The following is a 21,828-nucleotide window of genomic DNA, read 5'->3' as shown; positions in this document are numbered from 1 at the left end:
GTGTCCGACCCGGGGCCAGGGACATGACATGCGTCACACAAAAACCTGGGTGATCGTGGGCAACTGTCCCGGTTCTTCCCCTTCGTTGCCCCGGTCCGAAGAACGGTCGCGCGCAGGCCCCGAAAACCATCTCCTGAGCGTCATGTTCGGGCCATACGATCGCGGCACGCGTCGCCGCTGCGTGTCGATCTCCGCAGCGGCGAACCGCACCGAATCGTTGTGTCACCCGTCCTTTCCGACCCAGGAATAGGTTGCGTCTTGAAGATCCGTCGCATGCTCGCGACGGCCGTCGCCGCGGCCGTCACCACCCCCGTCGTCCTGCTCTCCGCCGCCCCCGCGTTCGCCGACACCAAGCCGGCCGCGCAGACGGGCCAGCAGGACCAGAAGCCGACCATCGAGGAGCTGGAGCGCCGCGTCGCGGCCGCTCAGAAGACCTACGACGCGGCCGTCGTCACCCTCGCGCAGGCCACCGCCGACCGCGAGGCCGCCCTGAAGGACGACAGCCCGCTCGCCAAGGCCGCCATCGAGGCGAAGACGGCCGCCGACACGGCCAACGCCAAGTGGAAGGCCGCCGAGGCCAAGCAGGCCGACGCCGAGGCCGCCCTGGCCGCGCTGCCCGACACGGCCACCGCCGAGGAGAAGGCCGCCGCGGAGAAGGCCGTCGCCGACGCCAAGACCGTCGCCACGGGCCTGGCCGGCGAGGCCGCCGCCGCCGACACCGCGTACAACACCGCGGTCAAGGAGCGCGACGACCAGCGGGTCGCCGCGGTCCGCGCCGAGGGGCTCGCCAAGACGGCCAAGGAGGACGCGTTCAAGGCCCTCAAGGCGGCCGAGAAGGAGCTCGCCGACGCCAAGGCCGAAGAGGGCGAGGGCGGCGAGGAGGGCGAGGACTGCGTCCCCGAGCCGAAGTTCACCACCGTCGTCACCGGTCTGCCGTCCAAGGTCGTCGGCGGCGCCACCGTGAACTTCACCCTGAAGGTCACCAACGGCACCGAGAAGAAGCTGGACGAGGTGTACCCGTACGCCTTCGTGTCCGCCTTCGACACCAAGGGCCTCAAGGAGCTCGACAAGTTCCTGGACCTCGAGTACTACGCCGACGGGACCTGGAAGGACGCGGACGACGAGTCCGAGGACGCCGAGGAGTTCGGCATCGGGAACGTGGGCCCGCTGAAGGCCAAGTCGTCCGTCGACGTCAAGCTCCGCCTGAAGGTCGACGCCAAGATCCCGGCGGGCCAGGGCGCGGCCTTCGTCGCCGGCGACTACTGGAACGAGGACGAGTCCTGCGGCGGCACGCCGGACCTCGACTACTACGAGTTCGAGATCCTCGCCAAGGGCAGCAACCCGGGCAAGGTCGACGACGCCAAGGGCAAGCCGGGCAAGAGCAACACCCCCGGCACCCAGGGCGGCGCCAACAACCCGGTGACCAACGGCAGCACGAACGGCTCGCTCGCGAAGACCGGTTCGAGCGACGTCGTCCCGCAGATCGCGATGGCGGGTGCCGCGGCCGTGGCGCTCGGCGCCGGCGCCGTGTTCCTGGTCCGTCGCCGCAAGGCCGGCTCGGACGCGTAACGGCGGCGCGTGACGCGCAGCAGTGAGGCGGGCCCGCATCCCCCGGAAGGGGGACGCGGGCCCGTCGCGCGTTCCCCGGGGCTCAGCCCGACCTGCGGGGGACGCGCCGCTCCCACGTACGGTGGAAGACGACCTCGGCGCCCTCCGTGCAGATGACCTCGTCCGATGCGGTGAACGCGTCGGCGTCGCAGGAGAGCTCCGAGCGGGCGGTCACCCGGACGTCCCAGGCGTCCTCCGGACGGTGGAGGCGGATCGCCCGTTCGGACGTCGTACGGGCGGACAGCGGGTCGTGCTCCACGATCGTGTAAGTCTCCAGGGCCTCCTCGGTGACCTCCAGGCCGTCCGGGTGGACCCGGGTGCCGCCGTGCCCCGGATCGGCCTCCAGACGCCACTCGCCCTTCGCGACGTCCCGCAGCACCAGGCGCTCCGGGCGGGGCTCCTCCAGCGTCGCCGGGATCACCACCGCCAGCGGCTCCGCGTGCTCCGGCGGCGCGAACTCGACCGCGTCCCGGGTGGCGGTGCGGACCGGGAGGGTGAGCGAGGAGCCGTCCGGGTCGAGGGTGAAGCCCGCCGCGTCCGGCTGCGGCCAGATCCACGGCCAGTACGCGGAGGAGACGGCGAGGCGGACCCGGTGGCCGGGCGCGAAGGCGTGCCCGGCGGCGTCCAGGTCGAGCACCACCTCCTCCGTCTCGCCGACCTGCGCCTCCACCGCGCGGTCGGACCCGTAGCGGGCGGACAGGTTCAGCACGCCCCGGGTGACCAGGGTCGACGAGCCGTCCGGGGCGACGTCGCAGAGCCGGGCGGCCACCTGGCCGGTCGGCGCGTGGCAGCGCAGCGCCAGGACCGCCCGCGGCCTGCCCAGGATCGTGACCGGCTCCCCGTCCGCCGGTACCGGGAAGTCGAAGCAGGCCGAACGGGCGTCGTCCTCGCGTTGGTCGGGCGGCAGATCGGCCTCGCGGCCCTGCGGCAGCAGCGGACCCGCGTCCAGGCCGGTGTGCTGCGGCGAACGGACCAGCACCGGGTCGCCCCCGAGGGCGTACGAGACGGGCGTGACGTGCGGCGACGGCCAGGCGGGGTCCGCCGCCCAGTGCCCCGGCAGCTCCTCGCGCACGGTGGCAGGGGCGTGGGACGCCGTGATCCAGGAGCGCAGCAGCGGCTCGGCCGCCACCCCGCTGTCGATGCCCTTGAGGTGGTGGTCCCACCAGCGCAGCGTCTCCTGCAGGAAGCCGATCGACGGGCCGGGCGGCAGCCCGCGGTCCGGGTACTGGTGGCACCAGGGTCCGAGGACGGCGCGCACCCGGTCCTGGGGGAGCTGCTCGACGAGCCGCAGCACGGCGTTGCGGTGCGGGTCCTGGAAACCGCCGAAGGCCAGGACGGCCGCTCTGACGGCCGCGAGGTCCTCCCGGACCGCCGCGGCCCGCCAGTGGTCGTCGAGGGTCTGGTGGGCCAGCCAGGTGTGCAGGAAGGGCCGTACGGCCTCCAGGCGGCGCAGCCACAGCGCGCGCCACTCCTCGCCCGCGTGGCGCGGGTCCGGCGGCCGGCAGACGTGCGCGAGCAGCCGCGCCGCCCGGGCGGGCAGGCCGGCCGCCAGCAGCGAGCCGCCCTTGTAGAGGAGGTCGTCCTCGTACGGGTCGTCGGTCGCGCAGACGGCGACCACGGCCTGCAGCGGCCCGGGGGCGAGAGCGGCGACCCGCAGCGCGGCCAGGCCGCCCCAGGCGGTGCCGAACATGCCGACCCGGCCGGTGCACCAGGGCTGGGCGGCGAGCCACTCCACGACCGCGACGGCGTCCGCGAGCTCGGTCGCGTCGTGGGCGTCGCCGGGCACGCCCTCGCTGTTGCCGTGGCCGCGCACGTCGACCCGTACGGAGGCGTAGCCGTGGCCCGCGTACCAGGGATGACGCTCCGCGTCGCGTGCCGCGGTGCCGTCCGTGAGCCGGTACGGCAGATACTCCAGGAGGGCGGGGACCGGCTCGTCGGTGACCGGCCGCCAGACGCGCGCGTACAAACGCGTAGTGTCCGGGAGGGGGATCCGGACGTCGTCGTGGACGGTCTCGTACGGGAAGTCGCTGCGGATGCTGATGCTTCTGGGCAAAGCGGACGCTCCAGGTCGTATGAGCTGATCACGAACATACCGGCGGTGGCGGGAAGGCGCCCACGGTGATCGAAAGGCGACCGGATACGCTGACTTGAGTGAATCCAGCGACACATCGACAATCCGTGTGATCCTCAGCAGGCGTCAGCAGACAGGAGACTCCCTCGTGACCGTCGTCGGGCCGTTCGGGCTGAGCGTGCGGGACCAGGCTCTTGAGGCCGATGTCCAGACCGGATTGGCTGCGGTGGAGGCCGGCCTCCTCGAAGCCACCAAGAGCGAGGTGCCGTTCATCACGGAGGCCGCGCAGCATCTGGTCAGGGCCGGCGGGAAGCGCTTCCGGCCGCTGCTGGTGATGCTGGCCGCGCAGTTCGGCGACCCGTTCGCGCCGGGCGTCGTGCCCGCGGCCGTCGTCGTCGAGCTCACCCACCTGGCCACGCTGTACCACGACGACGTCATGGACGAGGCGGACGTGCGCCGCGGTGTGGACAGCGCCAACAGCCGCTGGGGCAACTCGGTGGCCGTCCTCACGGGTGACTTCCTGTTCGCCCGTGCGTCGCACATCCTGGCCGACCTCGGTCCTGATGCCGTCCGTATCCAGGCGGAGGCGTTCGAGCGTCTGGTGACCGGCCAGATCCTGGAGACCGCCGGCCCCCGCGACGGCCGCGACCCGGTCGAGCACTACCTGGACGTCCTCGGTGGTAAGACCGGCTCGCTGGTCGCCGTCTCCTGCCGTCTCGGCGCCATAGAGTCCGGCGCGGACGAGGGTGTCATCGACATCCTCAGCCAGTACGGCGAGCGGCTCGGCGTCGCCTTCCAGCTCGCCGACGACGTCCTCGACATCGCGTCCGACTCGCACGAGTCCGGCAAGACCCCCGGCACCGACCTGCGCGAGGGCATCCCGACGCTGCCGGTGCTGCACCTGCGCGCCGAGGCCGCCGCGCACGGCCGTCCGGAGGACCTGGAGCTCGTCGCGCTGATCGACGGCGACCTCGCGGACGACACCGTGCTCGCGGAGGTGCTGCGCCGGCTGCGCGAGCACCCGGCTCTCGAGCAGGCCCGTCGCGACACCGTCCGCTTCGCGGAGGAGGCGCGGTCCATGCTGGCACCGCTCCCCGAGGGCTTCGCGAAGGCCGCGCTCGGCGAGCTGTGCGACGCGGTGGTCCACCGCGCGGGCTAGGGTCCGTCCGACGTAGATCCACCCCGTGGCCTAGGGGCTCTCGGGGTCGGGTCATCCCGGAGCAGTACGCCAGGTTGAGTCCGGAGGCTGACGATTCCCCACCGCCGTTTTGGTCAGATGGAGTCATCGACCACGGAGGTAGGACAGACCATGGCAACAACTCGTAAGGCGAGCCGTTACCTCGTGCCGGTCGCGGTGGCCGGTGTCGCCGCGGCGACGATCGGGCTCGTCCCGGCCCTGGCGGCGTCCGGGGACCCCGAGCTGCCGGAGATCACCGCCCAGCAGCTCATCGAGAAGATCGCCGCATCGGAGACCCAGACCCTCTCCGGCACGGTCAAGGTCGAGACCGACCTGGGCCTGCCGTCCTTCGCCGGGCTCGCGGGCCTCGCCGGATCCGATTCCGGCAAGTCCCCGGCCCCGTCGACGGATCCGACCGAGAAGCTGACCGAGCTGGCGTCCGGCTCGCACACCCTCAAGGTCGCCGCCGACGGCCCCGACAAGCAGCGCCTGACCGTCCTCGACGGCAAGGACGAGTACAGCCTGATCCACAACGGCGCCGACGTGTGGGCGTACGACAGCAGGTCCGGCGAGGCCGTCCACGAGAAGGACGCGGACGCCGGGCGCAAGGACGCGCCGCGCGAGAAGGAACTGCCGGGCACTCCGAAGGAGCTCGCGGACGAGGTCCTGAAGGCGGCCGGCGAGAGCACCTCGATCACCGTCGACGGCACCGCCCGGGTGGCCGGCCGGGACGCGTACCAGCTGGTGATCAAGCCGAAGCAGAGCGGCTCGACCGTCGAGTCGGTGAAGATCGCGGTGGACGCGCAGAACGGCGTGCCGCTGAAGTTCACGCTGGCGTCGACCTCGGGCGGCAAGGCCGTGGTGGACGCGGGCTTCACCAAGGTGGACTTCGGGACGCCGGCGGCCTCGACCTTCCAGGCCCCCAAGGGCGCGAAGGTGACGGAGGGCGCGGCGGACGAGGCGGAGCACGAGGCCCGGGGCAAGGCCCCGAAGGGGCTGGAGGGCCTCGTCGGAGCGAAGGGCGAGGGCGGCAAGGAGCCCGTCGTCATCGGCGAGGGCTGGACGACGATCGCCAAGCTCGACTCGGGTGCGCCCGCGCCGAAGACCGAGGACGCCCCGAAGGAGATGCAGGGCTTCCTGGACTCGCTGGGCGACAAGGTGAGCGGGAAGTTCGGCTCCGGCACGGTCTTCAAGACCAAGCTGGTCAACGCACTGATGACCGACGACGGCCGGGTGTACGTCGGCGCGGTGACTCCGGACGCCCTGGTGAAGGCGGCGAACGCGGACAAGTAGTCCGCGGGGCGGAGCAGTTGGGACCCCGGGTGGGGCGGGACCGCGCGTCACCGTCCCACCCGGGAGTTCTTGTGTGTCAGAACGTCAGCTTGAAGCTGTTGATGTAGCCGGTGTCGATCGCGGCCTTGTCCTGGACCCGCAGCTTCCAGACGCCGCCCGCGACCTCGCTGGAGGCGTTCACGGTGTAGGTCTGGACGATGTTGTCCGCGCTGCCGCCGGAGCGGTTGTGCAGGTTGTAGACCGAGCCGTCGGGGGCGATCAGGTCGACGACGAGGTCGCCGACGTAGGTGTGGACGATGTCCACGCCCACCTTGAGCGTGGCCGGCGCGTTCCCGGTGACGCCGGAGACGGTGACCGAGGAGGTCACCGCGGCCCCGTTGTCCGGGATGGAGACGTCGGCGGTGTTCTCGAAGACCGGGCCGGGCGGCGGCGTCGTGGCGGTGCCGAGGGTCCAGATCGCGTGGGCGATGGCGTCGCTGTTGCGGTCCAGGGCGGTGTCGTTGACGGCCGCCGTCGTGTCGCAGGACGAGTGGTAGCAGCTGTCGAAGGCGGTGGCCGTGCCGCCCCACTTCTGGACCTGGGCGCTGGTCTTGACGCGGCTGGCGCCGGTGAACAGGCCGCCGACGGGTATGCCCACGTTCTTGAACGAGGCGTGGTCGGAGCGGCCGTCGCCCTCGGTCTCTATCTCCGTCGGGACACCGATGCCCGCGAAGTAGTTCTTGAAGACTCCTTCGAGGGTCGGGTCGTCGTCGTAGACGAAGTAGCCGGCGTTCTTCGAGGCGATCATGTCGAAGTTCAGATAGCCGGTGATCTTCGAACGCTCGGTGCTGGGAAGGTTGTTGACGTAGTGCTTCGAGCCGACGAGGCCGAGTTCCTCGGCGCCCCACCAGCCGAACCGCAGGTGCTTGGTGGGCTGGAGGTTGGCACGGGAGACCGCGAGCGCGGTCTCCAGGATTCCGGCCGAGCCGGAGCCGTTGTCGTTGATCCCGGGCCCGGAGGTCACCGAGTCGAGGTGGGCCCCGGCCATCAGGACCTGGTTGGCGTCGCCGCCCGGCCAGTCGGCGATGAGGTTGTAGCCGGTGGTCCCGTTGTAGGTGAACTGCTGGACGGTGGTGGTGAAGCCGGCCGCGTCCAGCTTGGCCTTCACGAAGTCGATGGACGCCTTGTAGCCGGTGCGCCCGTGGGCCCGGTTGCCGCCGTTGGCGGTGGCGATCGACTGCAGGTCGGCGAGGTGCTGCTTGACGTTGGCGAGCGGGATGTCGGGCGCCGCGAGGGCGCCGGCCGGGGCGGCCGGCGCCGTCTGCGCGGAAGGCGGTGCCGCGGTCGCTGTGGTCCCGGCGAGGCCGGTGACGGCGAGGACGGTGAGCGCCGCGACCGCGGTGGCACGTCTGGGCACGGAGAGGTTCATGTGGGGGCTCCGGATTCCGAACGGGGATGGAACGGAAACGTGCGAGAGCTGTGCGTGGTGCGGGTGAATGTTCGACGAGAGTTTGATCCACCGTCAAGAGCGGAAACCGGTCAGGAGTGTTCGCTGACCGGACAATCCATCGCCCGCTGCCGCAGCGTCGAGAGCGCCCCGTCGATGGCGCTGGGCCGGCTCCATCGCATGAGGTTGATCGCGAACGAGAACTGCCGCCCGCCGTCCTCCCGAGTCATGGTGACCGTGCCGGCTCCCCAGACCGTGCCCTCGTTGCCCCAGAAGGTGCCGCAGCCAGGGACCTCGAGCTTGTGCAGCCCGAGTCCGTACTGGATCGTCGACCCGTCCAGGGCGACCACCGGGACCGTGCGCCGCATTTCCGCCAGCGACGACGGGGCGACGATCCGGCCCGCGAGCAGCTTGCCGTAGAACAGGTTCAGGTCCTCCATGGTGGACACGAGCCCGGCCCCGGCCATCACCCACGACATGTCGTAGACGCTGTAGTCGCGCGGCGGGTCGAGCACGCCCCACAGCGCCTCGTACATCTTCGAATGCGGCCCCTGGACGCGCGGTCCGGTCGGGAAGCCGGTGTGCCGGAGTCCGGCGGGCTCGATGACGTGCTCGGTGATGTAGTCCTCCACCGGGGCGCCGGAGACCCGCTCCAGGAGCTGTCCGAGCAGCAGGTAGTTGGTGTTGGAGTACACGCCGGTGGGGGTGCCGGGCTCGGCGGCAGGGGGCGCCGCGAGCCCCAGCGCGATCAGCTCGGCCGGGCGGAACCGCCGGAACCGGTTCTCGTCCAGGCTCCGGGCGGAGACGCCCGAAGGGCCGCCCTGGATGGACGGGAAGGCGTACGGGATGTACTCGGCGATGCCGCTGGTGTGGTTGAGCAGCATCCGTACCGTGACCTGCCGGCCGCGCTCGCCCGGCACCAGATCCGGCAGGTAGTCGCCGATCGGGGCGTCCAGCCGCACCCGGCCCGCCTCGACCTCCCGCATGACCGCGACGGCCACGAAGGTCTTGGTGATGCTGCCGACACGGTGCCGCATGTCCGGCCGGACGGGACGGTCGGTGTCGAGGTCGGCGACCCCGGAGGCGCCGCGCCAGGTCCGGCCGGCCTCGCGCACCTCGGCGAACACCCCCGGTATCCCGGCGCGGTGGACGCCGTCCAGGGCGGACTGGAGCCCGTCGCCGTTCAGGCGGGCCGGCGCGGAGCCCGTGCTCCCGGCGGGTGCGGGCGTACCTGCCCCGGCCCCGTCGGCCGCGGCGGCCGCGGTCACCGTGCCCGTGCCGATGGTCAGCGCGGCCATGCCGCCGCACAACACCTTGCGCATCTTCATGAGTTCGTCCTCTCGTCGCTTGTTCATCGGTGAAGGGTTCAGTCGGCCAGCGCGCGTCGCAGCACGGCGCCGAGCTCGGCGTTCTGCCGCTGCGAGACGTCGGCGGAGACGATCGCCTGGGAGCCGTGGAAGGTGCCGGGCCACTGGTGCAGCTCGACGGACACGCCCGCCTGCATCAGGCGCAGCGCGTACCGGATGTCCTCGTCGCGGTTCGGGCACAGCTCCGCCGTGGCGATGTAGGCGGGCGGCAGCCCGGACAGGTCCTCGGCCCGGGCGGGGGCCGCGTACGGGCCGGCCGGTCGCCCGCCGAGGTAGTGCCGCCACGACATCCCGACCTTGGCGCGGGTGATCCAGGGCGTGTCGGTGAAGTTCCGCTGGGACCAGGTCTCCTGGCGGTCGTCGAGCTGCGGCTGGTTGAGCAACTGGAAACGGATCGCGGGCCCGCCCTCGTCCCGGGTCCGCAGCGTCAGCGCCGCCGCGAGCCCGCCGCCGGCGCTGTGGCCGCCGACCGCGATCCGGTCCGGGGCGCCGCCGAGCGCCTGGGCGTGCTCGGCCGCCCATGCGAGTACGGCGCCGGCGTCGTCCAGGGCCGCCGGGTACGGGTTCTCGGGGGACAGCCGGTAGCCCACCGACACCACCACCGCGCCGGACCCGGAGGCGATCCGGGTCGCCCACGGGTGCTCGGTGCTCAGGTCGCCCGTGACGTACCCGCCGCCGTGCAGCCAGAGCACGATCCCCCGGGCGCCCTGCGGGCGGTACACGCGCACCGGCACGTCCGGGCCGGTGGCCGGCACCGCCACGTCCTCGATCGCCATGCCGTCCGTGTCCGGTGCCGGAGTGGCGGCGGCGATGCCGGCGAACCTCTCGCGGTCCCGGACCGGGTCGGTGAAGTCGGTGTCGGGGAACAGTGGGACGAATGCTTCGAGTTCGGGATCCATGAGGGTCATCCTCACGGCCGGACCCCGGCGGGATCATCCGCCGACCGTCGCGCATCGGACCGCGATCACGCGCCGAACGGCGCACCGCAGCGCGGCCGGTGCTTCTATCCTGGCCGGTATGGAGGCACTGGCCCTACGGGTGTCGGGACTCGACCCGTACGTCGACGGCGCGATCCGCGTCGTCGCGTTCTACGACACGCTGATGCGCCGCCGCGTGGATCTCCCGGCGCTCGCCCGCGCTTCGGCCGGCCTGGCCGAGTGCGTCACCGGGATACGGCTCCACGGCACCGGGCGGGCCGTTCGCGTCTCGCCGCTGGGCACGGAGGCCACCACCGCCCCGTTCCCCGCCTCGACCACTGTCGCGGTCACCCTCGACGAGGAGGAGATCGGCGAGGTGTGGCTGGAACGGACCGGCCCGCCGAACCCGCTCGACGACATCGTCCTCGACCGGCTCGCGATCGCCGTCGCGGCGGCCGTCGAGCGGTACGGCCCGGCCCGCACCACCATGGCCGACCCCGCCCTCGTCGAACTGGCCGTCGGAGCCGAGGGCGACGAGGTGGCCAGGGCGCGGGCGCTCAGGCTCCTGGGCTTCGCCGCGGGCGTACCCGTCCACGTCGTCGCCGTATGCTCCGAGCTGCCGCTCGACCAGGTCGGCGGCCGGATGTGCCCCACCGGACTGGTGAAGGCGGCCCCGCTCGACGACGTCGGCGTGGTCCTGGCCGCCGCCGTGGATCCCGCCGGTCTCCCGCCGGGCGTGCGCGCCGGTGTCGGCGGCCCCGGCAGCCCCGACCTGTCCTGGCGCCGGGCCCGTACCGCGCTGCGCTTCACCACCGCGCGCGAACCCGTCGTCCACCACGCCGACCTGGGCGCGCTGGCCCTCCTCGCCGACCTTCCCCCGGACGTCGCGCGCGCGAACCCCGACGTGGCCGCGCTCGCCCGGATCGCCGCCGTGCCGGAGGACCTGGAGACCCTGGACGCCTACTGCGCCACCGGCTCCCTGCGCCGCGCCGCCGACCTGCTCCACCTGCACCACAGCAGCGTCGCCCGCCGCCTCGACCAGCTCGGCAAGGTCCTGGGCCTCGACCTCACCGACCCGGCCGGCCTGACCCGAGCCCGACTGGCCCTCACCGTACGGCGGTTGCTCGACTCCTGAGGAAGGTCCGGGGCACGGGGCCTCAGTCGTCGGTGTGATCCGCGACGGCCTCGCGGACGCCGGGGTCCGGGTCGTTCGCCAACTCCCGCAGCAGCTCCGGCACTCCGGGTGTCTTCCAGTACGCCACGGCCTCGACGAGCGCGACCCGCACGGCCGGGTCGGGGTGCCGGGCCAGCCCGGTCAGCCGGGGGAGGGGACCGCGGCGGCGCAGACCGTACCAGCCCAGCGCCTCGCGCAGCGCCGCCGTGTCGCCCCGCGCCTCGGCGGCGTCGAGTCGCGCGAGCAGGACGCGCGGCGGGGGCGGCGGCCCGTCGAAGGGATGCGGCCGGCGCCGCCGCAGCCGCTGGGACCCGTACTCGCCGCGCACCCGGCAGCCGTAGCAGGTGCAGGGCGTGACCCCGTGCGCGTTCGGGAAGTACCGCCAGCCGGTGACCTGCCGCACCTCCCGGACCGTCCGCACCTCCCGTGCCGTGACGGTGCGCGGCAGGATCACCTCCCAGCCGCGCGGGTCCTCCATCGCCGCGATCCGCCGTACGGCGTCGGCCGCGGTGGTCAGGAGCGGCTCGCGGTCGTTGTACCGCCCCACCCGGACGGGCTCGGCGTCGTCCAACCGCACGTGTACGGCAACGAGTCGGCGCGGTCCGGGGCGCCGGGCCAGTTCGCGCAGCCACTGGTGGGTGAGCGTGTACGACGGCAGCACGGGGAAGAGGAACACCCCCCGCCGCTCCTCGCGCCCCTGGGCCCGGATGCCGCTCCGCCGGATCCGGGCGGCGTGGGCGGCGGGGGTGAGGTGAACGAACGTGGCCATGGGCGCCGATGGTGCCAGTGCACGCGCAACTCGTCGCCCCCGGGGTCCGGTCGGCGTCAGTGCACGCAGAACTCGTTGCCCTCGGGGTCCGTCATCACCACCCACGAGCCGCCCGGTTCGGCGACCCGGCGCAGGACCGCCGCGCCGAGGGACTCCAGGCGGGCGACCTCCGCGTCCCGCTCGCCGGGGGCGCTGTGGACATCGATGTGGAGCCGGTTCTTGACCGTCTTCGGCTCGGGGACGCGCTGGAAGAGCAGGCGCCTGCCCAGACCGGTGTCGCTGTCCGGGTCGAACGGGTCGTCCGGATGGCGGACGGCGGCGAGATCGCGCCAGGCGAGGCGGCCGGCATGCGTCGTCGTCGCGTCCGGCGGGGCGGCGCCGAGGTCCAGCAGCCGCTCGACGAGCGCGCTGTGGTCCTCCTGCCGGTACCGCAGGGCCTCGGCCCAGAAGGCGGCCTGCGTGTGCGGGTCGGCCGCGTCGATCACGAGCTTCCAATGGAGAGCTGTCATGTAACTGGTTATAGTGGTTACGTGAGTGAGTCCGCAAGCGCATCCGCCATGACACTCCGTCACCGCGACGGCCAGGTCTTCCGCTTCGACGCGGGCGCCCTGTGCCTGGAGCTCCTGCTCACCGGCGGCCCCGGACCCGTGGCCTCGCAGTACGAGGTGCTCGACCGCACCGAGGGGCTCCTCGACTGGGTCCGCGACTGCCGGCTCGCCCCGGGCCTCGCCCCCGTCGTCACGGCCGCCGAGCTCACCGCCGTACGGGCGACCCGCGACGCGCTCTGGCGGCTGGCGCTCGCCCGCGCCGGGGGCGAGCCGCTGCCGGCCGCCGATCTCGCCGTGCTCAACGCCGCCGCCGCCCACGCCCCGCTCGTCGCGACGGTCGCCGCCGACGGGACCCGCGCCTGGGCCCCCGGCGCCACCGGCACCGGGCTGCTCGCCACGGTCGCGCGGGACGCCGTCGACCTGCTCACCGGGCCGTACGCGGACCGCATCCGCGTCTGCGGCGCGGACGACTGTGCCCTGCTCTTCGCCGACACCTCCCGCCCCGGGCGCCGCCGCTGGTGCTCGATGGACAGGTGTGGCAACCGTCACAAGGTGCGGGCCCACCGAGCCCGTACTCCCACGGAAGGGGAGAAGTGATGCCCACAGGACTGACCCGCGACGCGGGCTGGGAGATCGGCGTCTCCAGGACGTTCCCGCTGCCGCCGTCCGCCGTCTGGGACTTCGTCGTGAGCCCCGAGGGTGTCGCCCTGTGGCTCGGGCCCGGCGTCGTCCTTCCGACGGAGAAGGGGGAGACGTACGAGACCGCCGACGGCGTCACGGGCGAGCTGCGCGGCTACCGCCCGGGGGACCGGGTCCGTCTCACGTACGGTCCGACGACCGTCCAGGTCGCCGTCTCCGCGACGGGCGAGGGCCGCGCCGTCCTCCGCTTCCATCAGGAGCGGATGGCCGACGAGGCCGAACGCGAGCGTCAGCGCGCCCACTGGCGGGCCGTGATGGCGGAGGTGGCGCGGACCCTCGCGCCTTGACCCGCGTGGCTGCGACCGAGCTCACGGTCCGAGCACCCCGCTGCGGGCCTAATCTGTAGGAATGAACGATTCGCCCGGCTGCCCGCTGGTGGGTGTCGCCGCCGCCTACATGTCCCGGCTCTCGGAGTTCTCCTTCGAGCCGGGACTCGTGGCTGCCGTCGACCAGCACGCGGCGGCCGTGCGCGACGCCCTCGTCGTCCCCGCGCAGCGGCGGCCGTCGGACGTGCCGGACGGTCGGTCGTCCGTGCGGCGCGAGGACCTCTCCGACTACGTCCTCGGGTTCACCGACCGGCTCTCCGCGGTCGACTGGGTCGAGCCGGTCGGCCACGACTTCGCGACCCTGAGGCTGACCGCGATCTGCTGGCTGATCCGGGAGTACGACCTGCTGGACGCGTGACGGGCACGAAAGAAGGGGCGGGACCGTGAACCGGCCCCGCCCCCTGGCGTCTCCGCTCAGCGGCCGGGCTGCGCCGACGGGGCGGCGGGAAGGTGTTCCGAGGCGGGCTCCGGCGTCGGGGCGGGCTCCTGCTCCGCGAGCCGCGCGGCCTCGGCCAGACGGGCCGCCTCGGCCCGCGTCCGGCGCGCCGTGCTCAGCGCGTCCCAGGTCAGGACCGTCAGCGCCAGCCACACCAGCGAGAAGCCGGCCCACCGCTCTGGCGGCATGGCCTCGTGGAAGTACACGACGCCGAGCCCGAACTGGAACACCGGCGCGAGGTACTGGAGCAGGCCGAGCGTCGACAGCGGCACCCGGATCGCGGCGGCGCCGAAGCAGACCAGCGGGGCGGCGGTGACGATGCCGGTCGCGGCGAGCAGGGCCATGTGGCCCCCGCCCTCGGCGCCGAAGGTGGCGTTCCCGGTCGAGCCCAGCCAGATCAGATAGCCGAGCGCCGGCAGGAACTGCAGGGCGGTCTCGGCGGCCAGCGACTCCAGGCCGCCGATGTTGACCTTCTTCTTGATGAGCCCGTAGATCGCGAAGGAGAAGGCCAGGGTGAGCGAGATCCAGGGCAGCCGCCCGTAGCCGACCGAGAGGACGAGGACGGCGGCGAAGCCGATGCCGACCGCCGCCCACTGCGCGGGCCGCAGCCGCTCCTTCAGGAGCAGTACGCCCATGGCGATGGTGACCAGCGGGTTGATGAAGTAGCCGAGGGACGCCTCGACGACCTGGCCGGAGTTCACCGCCCAGATGTAGAGGCCCCAGTTGACCGTGATCACGGCCGCGGCGAGGGCCAGCAGTCCGAGCTTGCGCGGGGCGCGCAACAGGTCGCGCACCCAGCCCCAGCGGCGCAGGACGAGCAGCGCGAGACCCACGACGACCAGCGACCACGTCATGCGGTGGGCGAGGATCTCGACCGCCCCGGCCGGCTTCAGGAGCGGCCAGAAGAGCGGGACCAGACCCCACATGCCGTAGGCGCCGATCCCGTACAAGAGCCCTGCCCGACTCTCGCTTCCCTCGACCTCTGTCTTCACCGAACCTCCTGCCGCTTGCCCCGTACTACGCCGTTCTGATGAAGGTAGCGCCGCACGGGGCACGCTGTCATGTCCGTAGCGGTAAACGGTCATGACTCTCCGGTCCGCGGGGGATCCCCGTCAGGCCCTGCGGAGCGCCTCGGCGATCGTGTCGGCGATCGGGGTGGTGGGCCGGCCGGTCAGTCGCGCCAGGTCGCCGGTGGTCGCGGCCAGCGCGCCCCGTCCGATGGCCTCGTCCACGTCCACGAGGATCGCGGCGAACGGCTCCGGGACGCCGACACCGGTGAGGATCTCCAGGTGCGAGGCGGCCGGGACCTCGCGGTAGGTGATCTCCCGGCCGGTCTGCCGGGCGATCTCGGCGGCGTACTCGGCGAGCGACCAGGCGGTGTCGCCGCTCAGCTCGTACGCGCGGTTCAGGTGCTCCTCGGCCGGGCCGGTGAGGACGGCGGCCGCGGCGGCGGCGTAGTCGGCGCGGGCGGCGGAGGCGATGCGGCCCTCGCCGGCGTTGGCGACGACGGCGCCGTGCGCGAGCACGGGGGCGAGGTTGCCGGTGTAGTTCTCCGTGTACCAGCCGTTGCGCAGGAAGGTGTACGGCAGGCCCGAGTCGAGGATCAGTCGCTCGGTCTCCTTGTGCTCGGCCGCCAGCCGGAAGTCGGCCTCGGGGCCGCCGAGGATCCCGGTGTACGCGAGCTGGGCGACGCCCGCCGCCTTGGCCGCGGAGATCACGGCGGTGTGCTGGGGGACGCGGCGGCCGACCTCGTTGCCGGAGATCAGCAGCACCCGGTCGCCCTCCTCGAACACGTCCGCCAGGCTCTCCGGGCGGTCGTAGTCGGCGATCCGCAGCTCCACACCGCGCTCGGCCAGGTCGGCGGCCTTCTCCTTGTCGCGGACGACGGCGGCGACCGACGCGGCGGGAACGGCGGTGAGCAGCTCGTCGATGACGAGGCGGCCCAGCTGTCCGGTGGCTCCGGTGACGACGATGCTCATGACGTGCTCCCTGCGGGTCGGGGTGTTTCGGGGTGTGCACTCACCGTACGAGGGGCGCGAACTTTTAGAAAGTACCCACTTTGAAGTAAGGTACTGGCATGGGAGTAAGTCCGGACGTCAACGATGCGATGTGCCCCTCGCGGCTGGTCCTGGAGCACGTGACGAGCCGCTGGGGCGTGCTGGTGCTGGCCGCGCTCCTGGAGCGCTCGTACCGCTTCAGCGAGCTGCGCCGCGAGATCGGCGGCGTCAGCGAGAAGATGCTCGCCCAGACCCTCCAGACCCTGGAGCGGGACGGGTTCGTGCACCGGGACGCCAAGCCGGTCATCCCGCCGCGGGTCGACTACAGCCTCACGGAGCTCGGTGCGGAGGCCGCCCGGCAGGTCTGGGAACTGGCCCGCTGGACCGAGCGCCGGGTGCCGGCCGTGGAGGCGGCGCGCGTGCGGTACGACGAGGCCCGCCGGGCCGCCACGGCATGACGAAGGGGCGCCCCCGCCCGTGCGGGAGGCGCCCCCTCAGTGTCCGTCCTAGCCGACGACCGTCCAGGTGTCGTTGCCGGTCAGCAGCGTGGTGAGGTCGCCCTTGCCGTTCTGCTCGATCGCCGTGTCCAGTTGCTCGGCCATGAGCGTGTCGTACACCGGCCGCTCCACCGACCGGAACACGCCGATCGGCGTCTGGTGCAGCGTGTCCGGATCCGCGAGCCGCGAGAGCGCGAAGGCGGTGGTCGGTGACGCGGCATGCGCGTCGTGGACCAGGATCTGGCCCTCGTTCTCCGGAGTCACCCGGACGACCCGCAGGTCACCGGTGGCCGGGTCGCGGACGACGCCCTTCGCCAGGTCCGTGCCGAAGCGGATCGGCTGCCCGTGCTCCAGCCGGATCACCGCCTCCTGGGCCTGGTCCTTGTCCTTCAGGACCTCGAACGCGCCGTCGTTGAAGATGTTGCAGTTCTGGTAGATCTCCACCAGCGCCGTGCCCGGGTGGTCGGCGGCCTGCCGGAGCACCTCGGTGAGGTGCTTGCGGTCCGAGTCGACCGTCCGCGCGACGAACGAGGCCTCCGCGCCGAGCGCCAGCGAGACCGGGTTGAAGGGCGCGTCCAGCGAGCCCATCGGCGTCGACTTGGTGATCTTGCCGAGTTCGGACGTCGGCGAGTACTGGCCCTTCGTGAGGCCGTAGATCCGGTTGTTGAACAGCAGGATCTTCAGGTTCACATTGCGCCGCAGCGCGTGGATCAGGTGGTTGCCGCCGATCGACAGCGCGTCGCCGTCACCGGTCACGACCCAGACCGACAGGTCGCGGCGCGAGGTGGCCAGACCGGTCGCGATGGCCGGGGCGCGGCCGTGGATGGAGTGCATCCCGTACGTGTTCATGTAGTACGGGAACCGGGACGAGCAGCCGATCCCGGAGACGAAGACGATGTTCTCCTTGGCCAGGCCGAGCTCCGGCATGAAGCCCTGCACGGCCGCGAGGACCGCGTAGTCGCCGCAGCCCGGACACCAGCGGACCTCCTGGTCCGACTTGAAGTCCTTCATGGACTGCTTGGCCTCTGCCCTGGGCACCAGGTTCAGGAGCGACTCAGTCATCGATGGCCTCCTTGAGTGCCGCGGCGAGCTGCTCGGCCTTGAACGGCATGCCGTTCACCTGTGTGTGGCTGCGCGCGTCGACGAGGTAGCGCGCGCGGACGAGGGTGGCCAGCTGTCCCAGGTTCATCTCGGGGACGACGACCTTCTCGTACCGCTTCAGGACCTCCCCGAGGTTCTTCGGGAAGGGGTTCAGGTGGCGCAGGTGCGCCTGGGCGATCGGACGGCCCTGGACGCGGAGCCGGCGCACGGCGGCCGTGATCGGCCCGTACGTCGAGCCCCAGCCGAGCACGAGGGTCTTCGCGCCGTCCGGGTCGTCGACCTCCACGTCCGGGACGTCGATGCCGTCGACCTTGGCCTGACGGGTGCGGACCATGAACTCGTGGTTCGCCGGGTCGTACGAGATGTTGCCCGTGCCGTCCTGCTTCTCGATGCCGCCGATGCGGTGCTCCAGGCCCGGCGTGCCCGGCAGCGCCCAGGGACGGGCGAGCGTCTCGGGGTCGCGCTTGTACGGCCAGAAGACCTCGGTGCCGTCGGCCAGCTCGTGGTTCGGGCCGGTGGCGAAGGTGACGCTCAGGTCGGGCAGGCTCTCGACGTCGGGGATCCGCCAGGGCTCGGAGCCGTTGGCGAGATAGCCGTCGGAGAGCAGGAGGACCGGCGTGCGGTACGTGAGCGCGATCCGGGCGGCCTCCAGGGCCGCGTCGAAGCAGTCCGCCGGGGTCTTCGGGGCGACGATCGGGACCGGGGCCTCGCCGTTGCGCCCGTACATGGCCTGGAGCAGGTCGGCCTGCTCCGTCTTGGTCGGCAGGCCCGTCGACGGGCCGCCGCGCTGGATGTCCACGATCAGCAGCGGCAGCTCCAGGGAGACCGCCAGGCCGATCGTCTCCGACTTCAACGCCACGCCGGGGCCGGAGGTGGTGGTGACGCCGAGCGCGCCACCGAAGGCCGCGCCGAGCGCGGCGCCGATGCCGGCGATCTCGTCCTCGGCCTGGAAGGTCCGCACGCCGAAGTTCTTGTGCCGGCTCAGCTCGTGCAGGATGTCCGAGGCCGGGGTGATCGGGTACGAGCCCAGGTAGAGCGGCAGGTCCGCCTGCCGGGCGGCCGCGATCAGGCCGTAGGAGAGGGCCAGGTTCCCGGAGATGTTGCGGTACGTGCCCGTCGGGAACGCCTTCGTGGCCGGCGCGACCTCGTAGCTGACCGCGAAGTCCTCGGTCGTCTCGCCGAAGTTCCAGCCGGCCCGGAAGGCGGCCACGTTCGCCTCGGCGATCTGCGGCTTCTTGGCGAACTTCTGGCGCAGGAAGGTCTCGGTGCCCTCGGTGGGGCGGTGGTACATCCAGGAGAGCAGTCCGAGCGCGAACATGTTCTTGGAGCGCTCGGCCTCCTTGCGGGAGAGCCCGAAGTCCTTCAGCGCCTCGACGGTCAGCGTGGTCAGCGGCACCGGGTGGACCCGGTAGCCGGCCAGTGAGCCGTCCTCCAGCGGGGAGCTGTCGTAGCCGACCTTGGCCATGGCCCGCTTGGCGAACTCGTCCGTGTTGACGATGATCTCGCCGCCGCGCGGCACGTCGCCGATGTTGGCCTTCAGGGCGGCCGGGTTCATCGCGACCAGCACGTTCGGCGCGTCGCCCGGGGTGAGGATGTCGTGGTCCGCGAAGTGCAGCTGGAACGAGGAGACGCCCGGCAGGGTCCCGGCAGGGGCCCTGATCTCCGCGGGGAAGTTCGGCAGCGTCGACAGGTCGTTGCCGAACGACGCCGTCTCCGAGGTGAACCTGTCACCCGTGAGCTGCATGCCGTCACCGGAGTCACCCGCGAACCGGATGATCACACGGTCCAGACGGCGTACTTCCTTCTCGGCGCCGTTCGTCGCCGGGGCGCTGCGCTGTTCCCCGACGACTGCCTCATTGGCCTCATCGGCCTCGTCGGCCTGCTCGGCCGGGCTACTGACCTGGCTGGTCACTGAACTGGACCTCCTTCGAGGCGGCTGGGCCGCGACCGGATCACCGGTCGCCCCAAGGCCAACCCTACGTCGGTAAGGGGCACGGTTCTTCGTTCTCCGTCCGTCGCCGTACGGCTGTGTTCGTCCGGCTGTGTTCGAGCGAAGTGTCTGACGGTGTGTCAGATATTGAGGATTCCAGGAATCTACGAATCGAGATAGGTCAGCACGGCCAGAACGCGGCGGTGGTCTCCGTCACTGGGGGAGAGCCCCAGCTTCAGGAAGATGTTGCTGACATGCTTCTCCACCGCGCCGTCGCTCACCACCAGCTGGCGTGCGATCGCCGAATTCGTCCGGCCCTCGGCCATCAGCCCCAGGACCTCGCGCTCGCGCGGCGTCAGGCCGGTCAGCACGTCCTGCTTGCGGCTGCGGCCGAGCAGCTGCTGGACGACCTCGGGATCCAGGGCCGTACCGCCCCGGGCCACCCGCACCACCGCGTCCACGAACTCCCGAACCTCGGCGACCCGGTCCTTCAGCAGATAGCCGACGCCGGTGCTGGAACCGGCCAGCAGTTCGGTGGCGTACTGCTCCTCCACGTACTGTGACAGGACGAGCACGCCTATCCCCGGGTGTTCCTTGCGCAGCTTCACCGCCGCGCGGACGCCCTCGTCGGTGTGCGTCGGCGGCATCCGCACGTCGGCCACCACCACGTCCGGCGCCGCCCCCTCGGCGGCGAGCTCCGCCACCGTCTTGACCAGTGCGTCCCCGTCGCCGACGCCCGCGACGACCTCGTGCCCCCGGTCGGTCAGCAACCGGGTCAGGCCCTCACGCAGCAGCACTGAATCCTCGGCGATGACCACCCGCACCCTGTCTTCCACGACCAGCTGCCCCCATGCTCGATGCGATGTGCGCGTTGCGCACCCAGCATCGCAGCTTTGTCGTGCAGACAGGGGGCAGGACCGATCGGAGTCGGTCAACCACGCGCGCGGCCGACCGTGCCTCGGTAGCTCGCGCGGGGTCAGCCGCGCCAGGGGAGCTCGGCGGTGACCGTCGTCGGGCCGCCCACCGGCGAGTCGACCGCCAGGACACCGTCGACCGCGTCCAGCCGCTCCGTGAGCCCGGCGAGCCCGCTGCCCGCCTCCGGGTCCGCGCCGCCCCGCCCGTCGTCCCTGACCTGGAGCAGCAGCCGGTCGCCCGTGCGCCACACGTCCACGAAGGCCCGGCGGGCCCGCGCGTGCTTCGACACGTTCTGCAGCAGCTCCGACACCGTGAAGTACGCGATGCCCTCGATCGCCGCGGCCGGCCGGGACGGCAGATCCACCTCGACCGTCACCGGGACCGTGCAGCGGGCCGCGACGGCGGAGAGCGCCGCGTCGAGACCGCGGTCGGTGAGGATCGCCGGGTGGATGCCGCGGGCCAGGTCGCGCAGCTCCTGCAGCGCCGTCTTCACCTCGACGTGCGCCTCCTCGACCATCACCGCCGCCGCCCGCGGGTCCTCGGCCAGCTTCTCCTTCGCCAGCCCCAGGTCCATGGCCAGGGCGACGAGCCGGGCCTGCGCGCCGTCGTGCAGGTCGCGCTCGATGCGGCGCAGGTCGGCGGCGGCGGTGTCGACGACCACGCCGCGGTCCGACTCCAGCTCCGAGACCCGGGTGGCCAGCCGCGACGGGCCGAGCAGCCCGACGACCATCACCCGGTCGACGGTGGCGAGCGACCGGATGATCCACGGCGTGACCAGGACCAGAGCCAGACCGAACAGGCTGGTCAGGGCGAGCTCCGTGGACGTGTCGAGTTCGACGCTGTGGCTGCGGTCGCCGTACAGCTGGATGCCGCCCCGGCCCACGAAGGTCGGGAAGATCCAGCTCCACAGCGGGTACGTGAACATGGCCCAGCCGGTCGTCCAGAACGTCACCGCGACCGAGAACGCGAAGATCGCCCACGGCATGTGCACCAGCGCGTACAGCAGGTGACGCCAGGAGGCGCCGCTCTTCAGGACCGCCCCGACCCAGGACATCACGCCGCCGCGCTCGCCGCGGGCGGGCTCCGGGTCGGCGATGTCCAGGCCGAGCAGCCCGCGGGCCCGGGCCCGCTCCAGGGCACCGAAGCCGCGGCACATGGCCAGGCCGCCGGCCAGGACGGGGATGCCGAGGAAGGTGATCAGCAGCCCGGCGCCCAGCGAGACGGCGGCGATGGAGAACGCGAAGTACACGACGCTCAGGGGCAGGCTGAGCAGCAGGTACCCGAACTCGCGCCAGGCGCGGGCCTCGATCGGCGCACGGAGCGCGGTCGGCAGGCGGTGGTGGGCCATCGGAGACGTCCGTTTCTTGGTCGGGATCGGGACCGGAGTCGGGGCCGGGCCGGTCGGCTTCGGCGTGGTTACAGGGTTCCGCGCAGAGGAGCCCCCGGACCATGAGGGCCGTGGGCGTCTTGGACGGGGGGTTATCCCCACCTGGGGCTGGGGCTGGGGCTGGGGCTGGGGCTGGGGCTGGGGCGGGTAGGGACCCGCCTGGTGGCGCGGGAGGCGCGGCAGGCGGGCG

Annotated in this window: 20 protein-coding genes; 8 read left to right on the top strand and 12 right to left on the bottom strand. The window is 72.4% G+C overall.

Features of this window, described 5'->3' with window-relative positions:
• The first annotated feature begins 273 nt into the window (after window positions 1-273).
• On the top strand, window positions 274-1,569 hold the full coding sequence (locus R2D22_RS15710) for an LAETG motif-containing sortase-dependent surface protein (RefSeq protein ID WP_318104002.1): 1,296 nt from the start codon (window positions 274-276) through the stop codon (window positions 1,567-1,569).
• A gap of 82 nt (window positions 1,570-1,651) precedes the next feature.
• Here the strand turns inward: R2D22_RS15710 and R2D22_RS15705 are convergent, their stop codons facing one another.
• Complete coding sequence (locus R2D22_RS15705; RefSeq protein ID WP_318109789.1) at window positions 1,652-3,649, bottom strand: CocE/NonD family hydrolase; 1,998 nt, start codon at window positions 3,647-3,649, stop codon at window positions 1,652-1,654.
• 178 nt (window positions 3,650-3,827) lie between these two features.
• Between R2D22_RS15705 and R2D22_RS15700 the strand changes: the two genes are divergently transcribed.
• Entirely contained in the window at window positions 3,828-4,838 is a 1,011-nt protein-coding gene (locus tag R2D22_RS15700; RefSeq protein WP_318104000.1) for a polyprenyl synthetase family protein, read from the top strand.
• Window positions 4,839-4,988: 150 nt separating this feature from the next.
• Window positions 4,989-6,149 (top strand): LolA family protein, encoded by a 1,161-nt coding sequence (locus R2D22_RS15695; RefSeq protein ID WP_318103998.1) that lies wholly within the window; start codon window positions 4,989-4,991, stop codon window positions 6,147-6,149.
• A 76-nt stretch (window positions 6,150-6,225) separates the two neighbouring features.
• Here the strand turns inward: R2D22_RS15695 and R2D22_RS15690 are convergent, their stop codons facing one another.
• From R2D22_RS15690 to R2D22_RS15680, 3 genes are all read right to left on the bottom strand, one after another.
• Complete coding sequence (locus R2D22_RS15690; RefSeq protein ID WP_318103997.1) at window positions 6,226-7,557, bottom strand: M28 family metallopeptidase; 1,332 nt, start codon at window positions 7,555-7,557, stop codon at window positions 6,226-6,228.
• Window positions 7,558-7,667: 110 nt separating this feature from the next.
• Entirely contained in the window at window positions 7,668-8,930 is a 1,263-nt protein-coding gene (locus tag R2D22_RS15685; protein WP_318103995.1) for a serine hydrolase domain-containing protein, read from the bottom strand.
• Window positions 8,931-8,941: 11 nt separating this feature from the next.
• The gene (locus R2D22_RS15680) at window positions 8,942-9,841 is read right to left on the bottom strand and encodes an alpha/beta hydrolase (RefSeq protein WP_318103994.1); all 900 of its coding nucleotides are present in this window, start codon (window positions 9,839-9,841) and stop codon (window positions 8,942-8,944) included.
• 118 nt (window positions 9,842-9,959) lie between these two features.
• Here R2D22_RS15680 and R2D22_RS15675 point away from each other — a divergent pair, with 118 nt between their 5' ends.
• Complete coding sequence (locus R2D22_RS15675) at window positions 9,960-10,994, top strand: helix-turn-helix domain-containing protein (protein ID WP_318103991.1); 1,035 nt, start codon at window positions 9,960-9,962, stop codon at window positions 10,992-10,994.
• Between the two features lie 22 nt (window positions 10,995-11,016).
• On the opposite strand, the gene R2D22_RS15670 is transcribed toward R2D22_RS15675, so the two are convergent.
• Window positions 11,017-11,802 carry a HEAT repeat domain-containing protein gene (locus R2D22_RS15670; RefSeq protein ID WP_318103989.1) on the bottom strand — a complete coding sequence of 262 codons (786 nt, stop codon included), beginning with the start codon at window positions 11,800-11,802 and terminating at the stop codon, window positions 11,017-11,019.
• 56 nt (window positions 11,803-11,858) lie between these two features.
• On the bottom strand, window positions 11,859-12,311 hold the full coding sequence (locus tag R2D22_RS15665) for a VOC family protein (RefSeq protein WP_318103987.1): 453 nt from the start codon (window positions 12,309-12,311) through the stop codon (window positions 11,859-11,861).
• Between the two features lie 48 nt (window positions 12,312-12,359).
• Between R2D22_RS15665 and R2D22_RS15660 the strand changes: the two genes are divergently transcribed.
• The 3 genes from R2D22_RS15660 to R2D22_RS15650 all read left to right on the top strand — a co-directional run bounded on the left by R2D22_RS15660 (window position 12,360) and on the right by R2D22_RS15650 (window position 13,733).
• On the top strand, window positions 12,360-12,947 hold the full coding sequence (locus R2D22_RS15660; RefSeq protein ID WP_318109787.1) for a CGNR zinc finger domain-containing protein: 588 nt from the start codon (window positions 12,360-12,362) through the stop codon (window positions 12,945-12,947).
• Complete coding sequence (locus tag R2D22_RS15655; protein WP_318103984.1) at window positions 12,947-13,336, top strand: SRPBCC family protein; 390 nt, start codon at window positions 12,947-12,949, stop codon at window positions 13,334-13,336. The genes R2D22_RS15660 and R2D22_RS15655 overlap by 1 nt, the downstream gene beginning before the upstream one ends.
• A gap of 61 nt (window positions 13,337-13,397) precedes the next feature.
• On the top strand, window positions 13,398-13,733 hold the full coding sequence (locus tag R2D22_RS15650; protein ID WP_318103982.1) for a DUF6401 family natural product biosynthesis protein: 336 nt from the start codon (window positions 13,398-13,400) through the stop codon (window positions 13,731-13,733).
• 56 nt (window positions 13,734-13,789) lie between these two features.
• Here R2D22_RS15650 and rarD read toward each other — a convergent pair whose 3' ends face one another.
• Together rarD and R2D22_RS15640 are read right to left on the bottom strand one after the other, a co-directional pair.
• The gene (rarD, locus tag R2D22_RS15645) at window positions 13,790-14,737 is read right to left on the bottom strand and encodes an EamA family transporter RarD (protein ID WP_411977140.1); all 948 of its coding nucleotides are present in this window, start codon (window positions 14,735-14,737) and stop codon (window positions 13,790-13,792) included.
• A gap of 186 nt (window positions 14,738-14,923) precedes the next feature.
• Window positions 14,924-15,790: an SDR family oxidoreductase gene (locus R2D22_RS15640; RefSeq protein WP_318103977.1), complete on the bottom strand. Its 867-nt coding sequence runs from the start codon at window positions 15,788-15,790 to the stop codon at window positions 14,924-14,926.
• A 98-nt stretch (window positions 15,791-15,888) separates the two neighbouring features.
• Here R2D22_RS15640 and R2D22_RS15635 point away from each other — a divergent pair, with 98 nt between their 5' ends.
• Window positions 15,889-16,266, top strand: coding sequence for a winged helix-turn-helix transcriptional regulator (locus tag R2D22_RS15635; protein WP_318103976.1), 378 nt, complete (start codon window positions 15,889-15,891; stop codon window positions 16,264-16,266).
• Window positions 16,267-16,314: 48 nt separating this feature from the next.
• Here R2D22_RS15635 and R2D22_RS15630 read toward each other — a convergent pair whose 3' ends face one another.
• The 4 genes from R2D22_RS15630 to R2D22_RS15615 all read right to left on the bottom strand — a co-directional run bounded on the left by R2D22_RS15630 (window position 16,315) and on the right by R2D22_RS15615 (window position 21,599).
• Window positions 16,315-17,367: a 2-oxoacid:ferredoxin oxidoreductase subunit beta gene (locus R2D22_RS15630; protein ID WP_318103973.1), complete on the bottom strand. Its 1,053-nt coding sequence runs from the start codon at window positions 17,365-17,367 to the stop codon at window positions 16,315-16,317.
• Window positions 17,360-19,318, bottom strand: a complete 1,959-nt coding sequence (locus tag R2D22_RS15625) for a 2-oxoacid:acceptor oxidoreductase subunit alpha (protein WP_318103971.1) — start codon at window positions 19,316-19,318, stop codon at window positions 17,360-17,362. The genes R2D22_RS15630 and R2D22_RS15625 overlap by 8 nt, the downstream gene beginning before the upstream one ends.
• Window positions 19,319-19,500: 182 nt before the next feature.
• Window positions 19,501-20,160 (bottom strand): response regulator transcription factor, encoded by a 660-nt coding sequence (locus tag R2D22_RS15620; protein WP_318109785.1) that lies wholly within the window; start codon window positions 20,158-20,160, stop codon window positions 19,501-19,503.
• A gap of 152 nt (window positions 20,161-20,312) precedes the next feature.
• Window positions 20,313-21,599, bottom strand: a complete 1,287-nt coding sequence (locus tag R2D22_RS15615; RefSeq protein ID WP_318103969.1) for a sensor histidine kinase — start codon at window positions 21,597-21,599, stop codon at window positions 20,313-20,315.
• Window positions 21,600-21,828 lie beyond the last annotated feature (229 nt).

The sequence above is a fragment of the Streptomyces sp. HUAS YS2 genome (assembly GCF_033343995.1).
Lineage (GTDB): Bacteria > Actinomycetota > Actinomycetes > Streptomycetales > Streptomycetaceae > Streptomyces > Streptomyces solicathayae.
Note: the sequence above shows the minus strand (reverse complement) of the source record. Positions and strands in the feature narration are given on the sequence as shown.

What these genes read in the sequence shown, in the direction of transcription:
- R2D22_RS15695 (WP_318103998.1), top strand. Translation starts at nt 4,989, where the DNA reads ATGGCAACAACTCGTAAGGCGAGCCGTTACCTCGTGCCGGTCGCGGTG.
- R2D22_RS15630 (WP_318103973.1), bottom strand. Translation starts at nt 17,367, where the DNA reads ATGACTGAGTCGCTCCTGAACCTGGTGCCCAGGGCAGAGGCCAAGCAG.
- R2D22_RS15655 (WP_318103984.1), top strand. Translation starts at nt 12,947, where the DNA reads ATGCCCACAGGACTGACCCGCGACGCGGGCTGGGAGATCGGCGTCTCC.
- R2D22_RS15710 (WP_318104002.1), top strand. Translation starts at nt 274, where the DNA reads ATGCTCGCGACGGCCGTCGCCGCGGCCGTCACCACCCCCGTCGTCCTG.
- R2D22_RS15660 (WP_318109787.1), top strand. Translation starts at nt 12,360, where the DNA reads ATGACACTCCGTCACCGCGACGGCCAGGTCTTCCGCTTCGACGCGGGC.
- R2D22_RS15635 (WP_318103976.1), top strand. Translation starts at nt 15,889, where the DNA reads ATGGGAGTAAGTCCGGACGTCAACGATGCGATGTGCCCCTCGCGGCTG.
- R2D22_RS15685 (WP_318103995.1), bottom strand. Translation starts at nt 8,930, where the DNA reads ATGAACAAGCGACGAGAGGACGAACTCATGAAGATGCGCAAGGTGTTG.
- R2D22_RS15670 (WP_318103989.1), bottom strand. Translation starts at nt 11,802, where the DNA reads ATGGCCACGTTCGTTCACCTCACCCCCGCCGCCCACGCCGCCCGGATC.
- rarD (WP_411977140.1), bottom strand. Translation starts at nt 14,737, where the DNA reads ATGTGGGGTCTGGTCCCGCTCTTCTGGCCGCTCCTGAAGCCGGCCGGG.
- R2D22_RS15680 (WP_318103994.1), bottom strand. Translation starts at nt 9,841, where the DNA reads ATGGATCCCGAACTCGAAGCATTCGTCCCACTGTTCCCCGACACCGAC.
- R2D22_RS15675 (WP_318103991.1), top strand. Translation starts at nt 9,960, where the DNA reads ATGGAGGCACTGGCCCTACGGGTGTCGGGACTCGACCCGTACGTCGAC.
- R2D22_RS15615 (WP_318103969.1), bottom strand. Translation starts at nt 21,599, where the DNA reads ATGGCCCACCACCGCCTGCCGACCGCGCTCCGTGCGCCGATCGAGGCC.
- R2D22_RS15640 (WP_318103977.1), bottom strand. Translation starts at nt 15,790, where the DNA reads ATGAGCATCGTCGTCACCGGAGCCACCGGACAGCTGGGCCGCCTCGTC.
- R2D22_RS15690 (WP_318103997.1), bottom strand. Translation starts at nt 7,557, where the DNA reads ATGAACCTCTCCGTGCCCAGACGTGCCACCGCGGTCGCGGCGCTCACC.
- R2D22_RS15650 (WP_318103982.1), top strand. Translation starts at nt 13,398, where the DNA reads ATGAACGATTCGCCCGGCTGCCCGCTGGTGGGTGTCGCCGCCGCCTAC.
- R2D22_RS15665 (WP_318103987.1), bottom strand. Translation starts at nt 12,311, where the DNA reads ATGACAGCTCTCCATTGGAAGCTCGTGATCGACGCGGCCGACCCGCAC.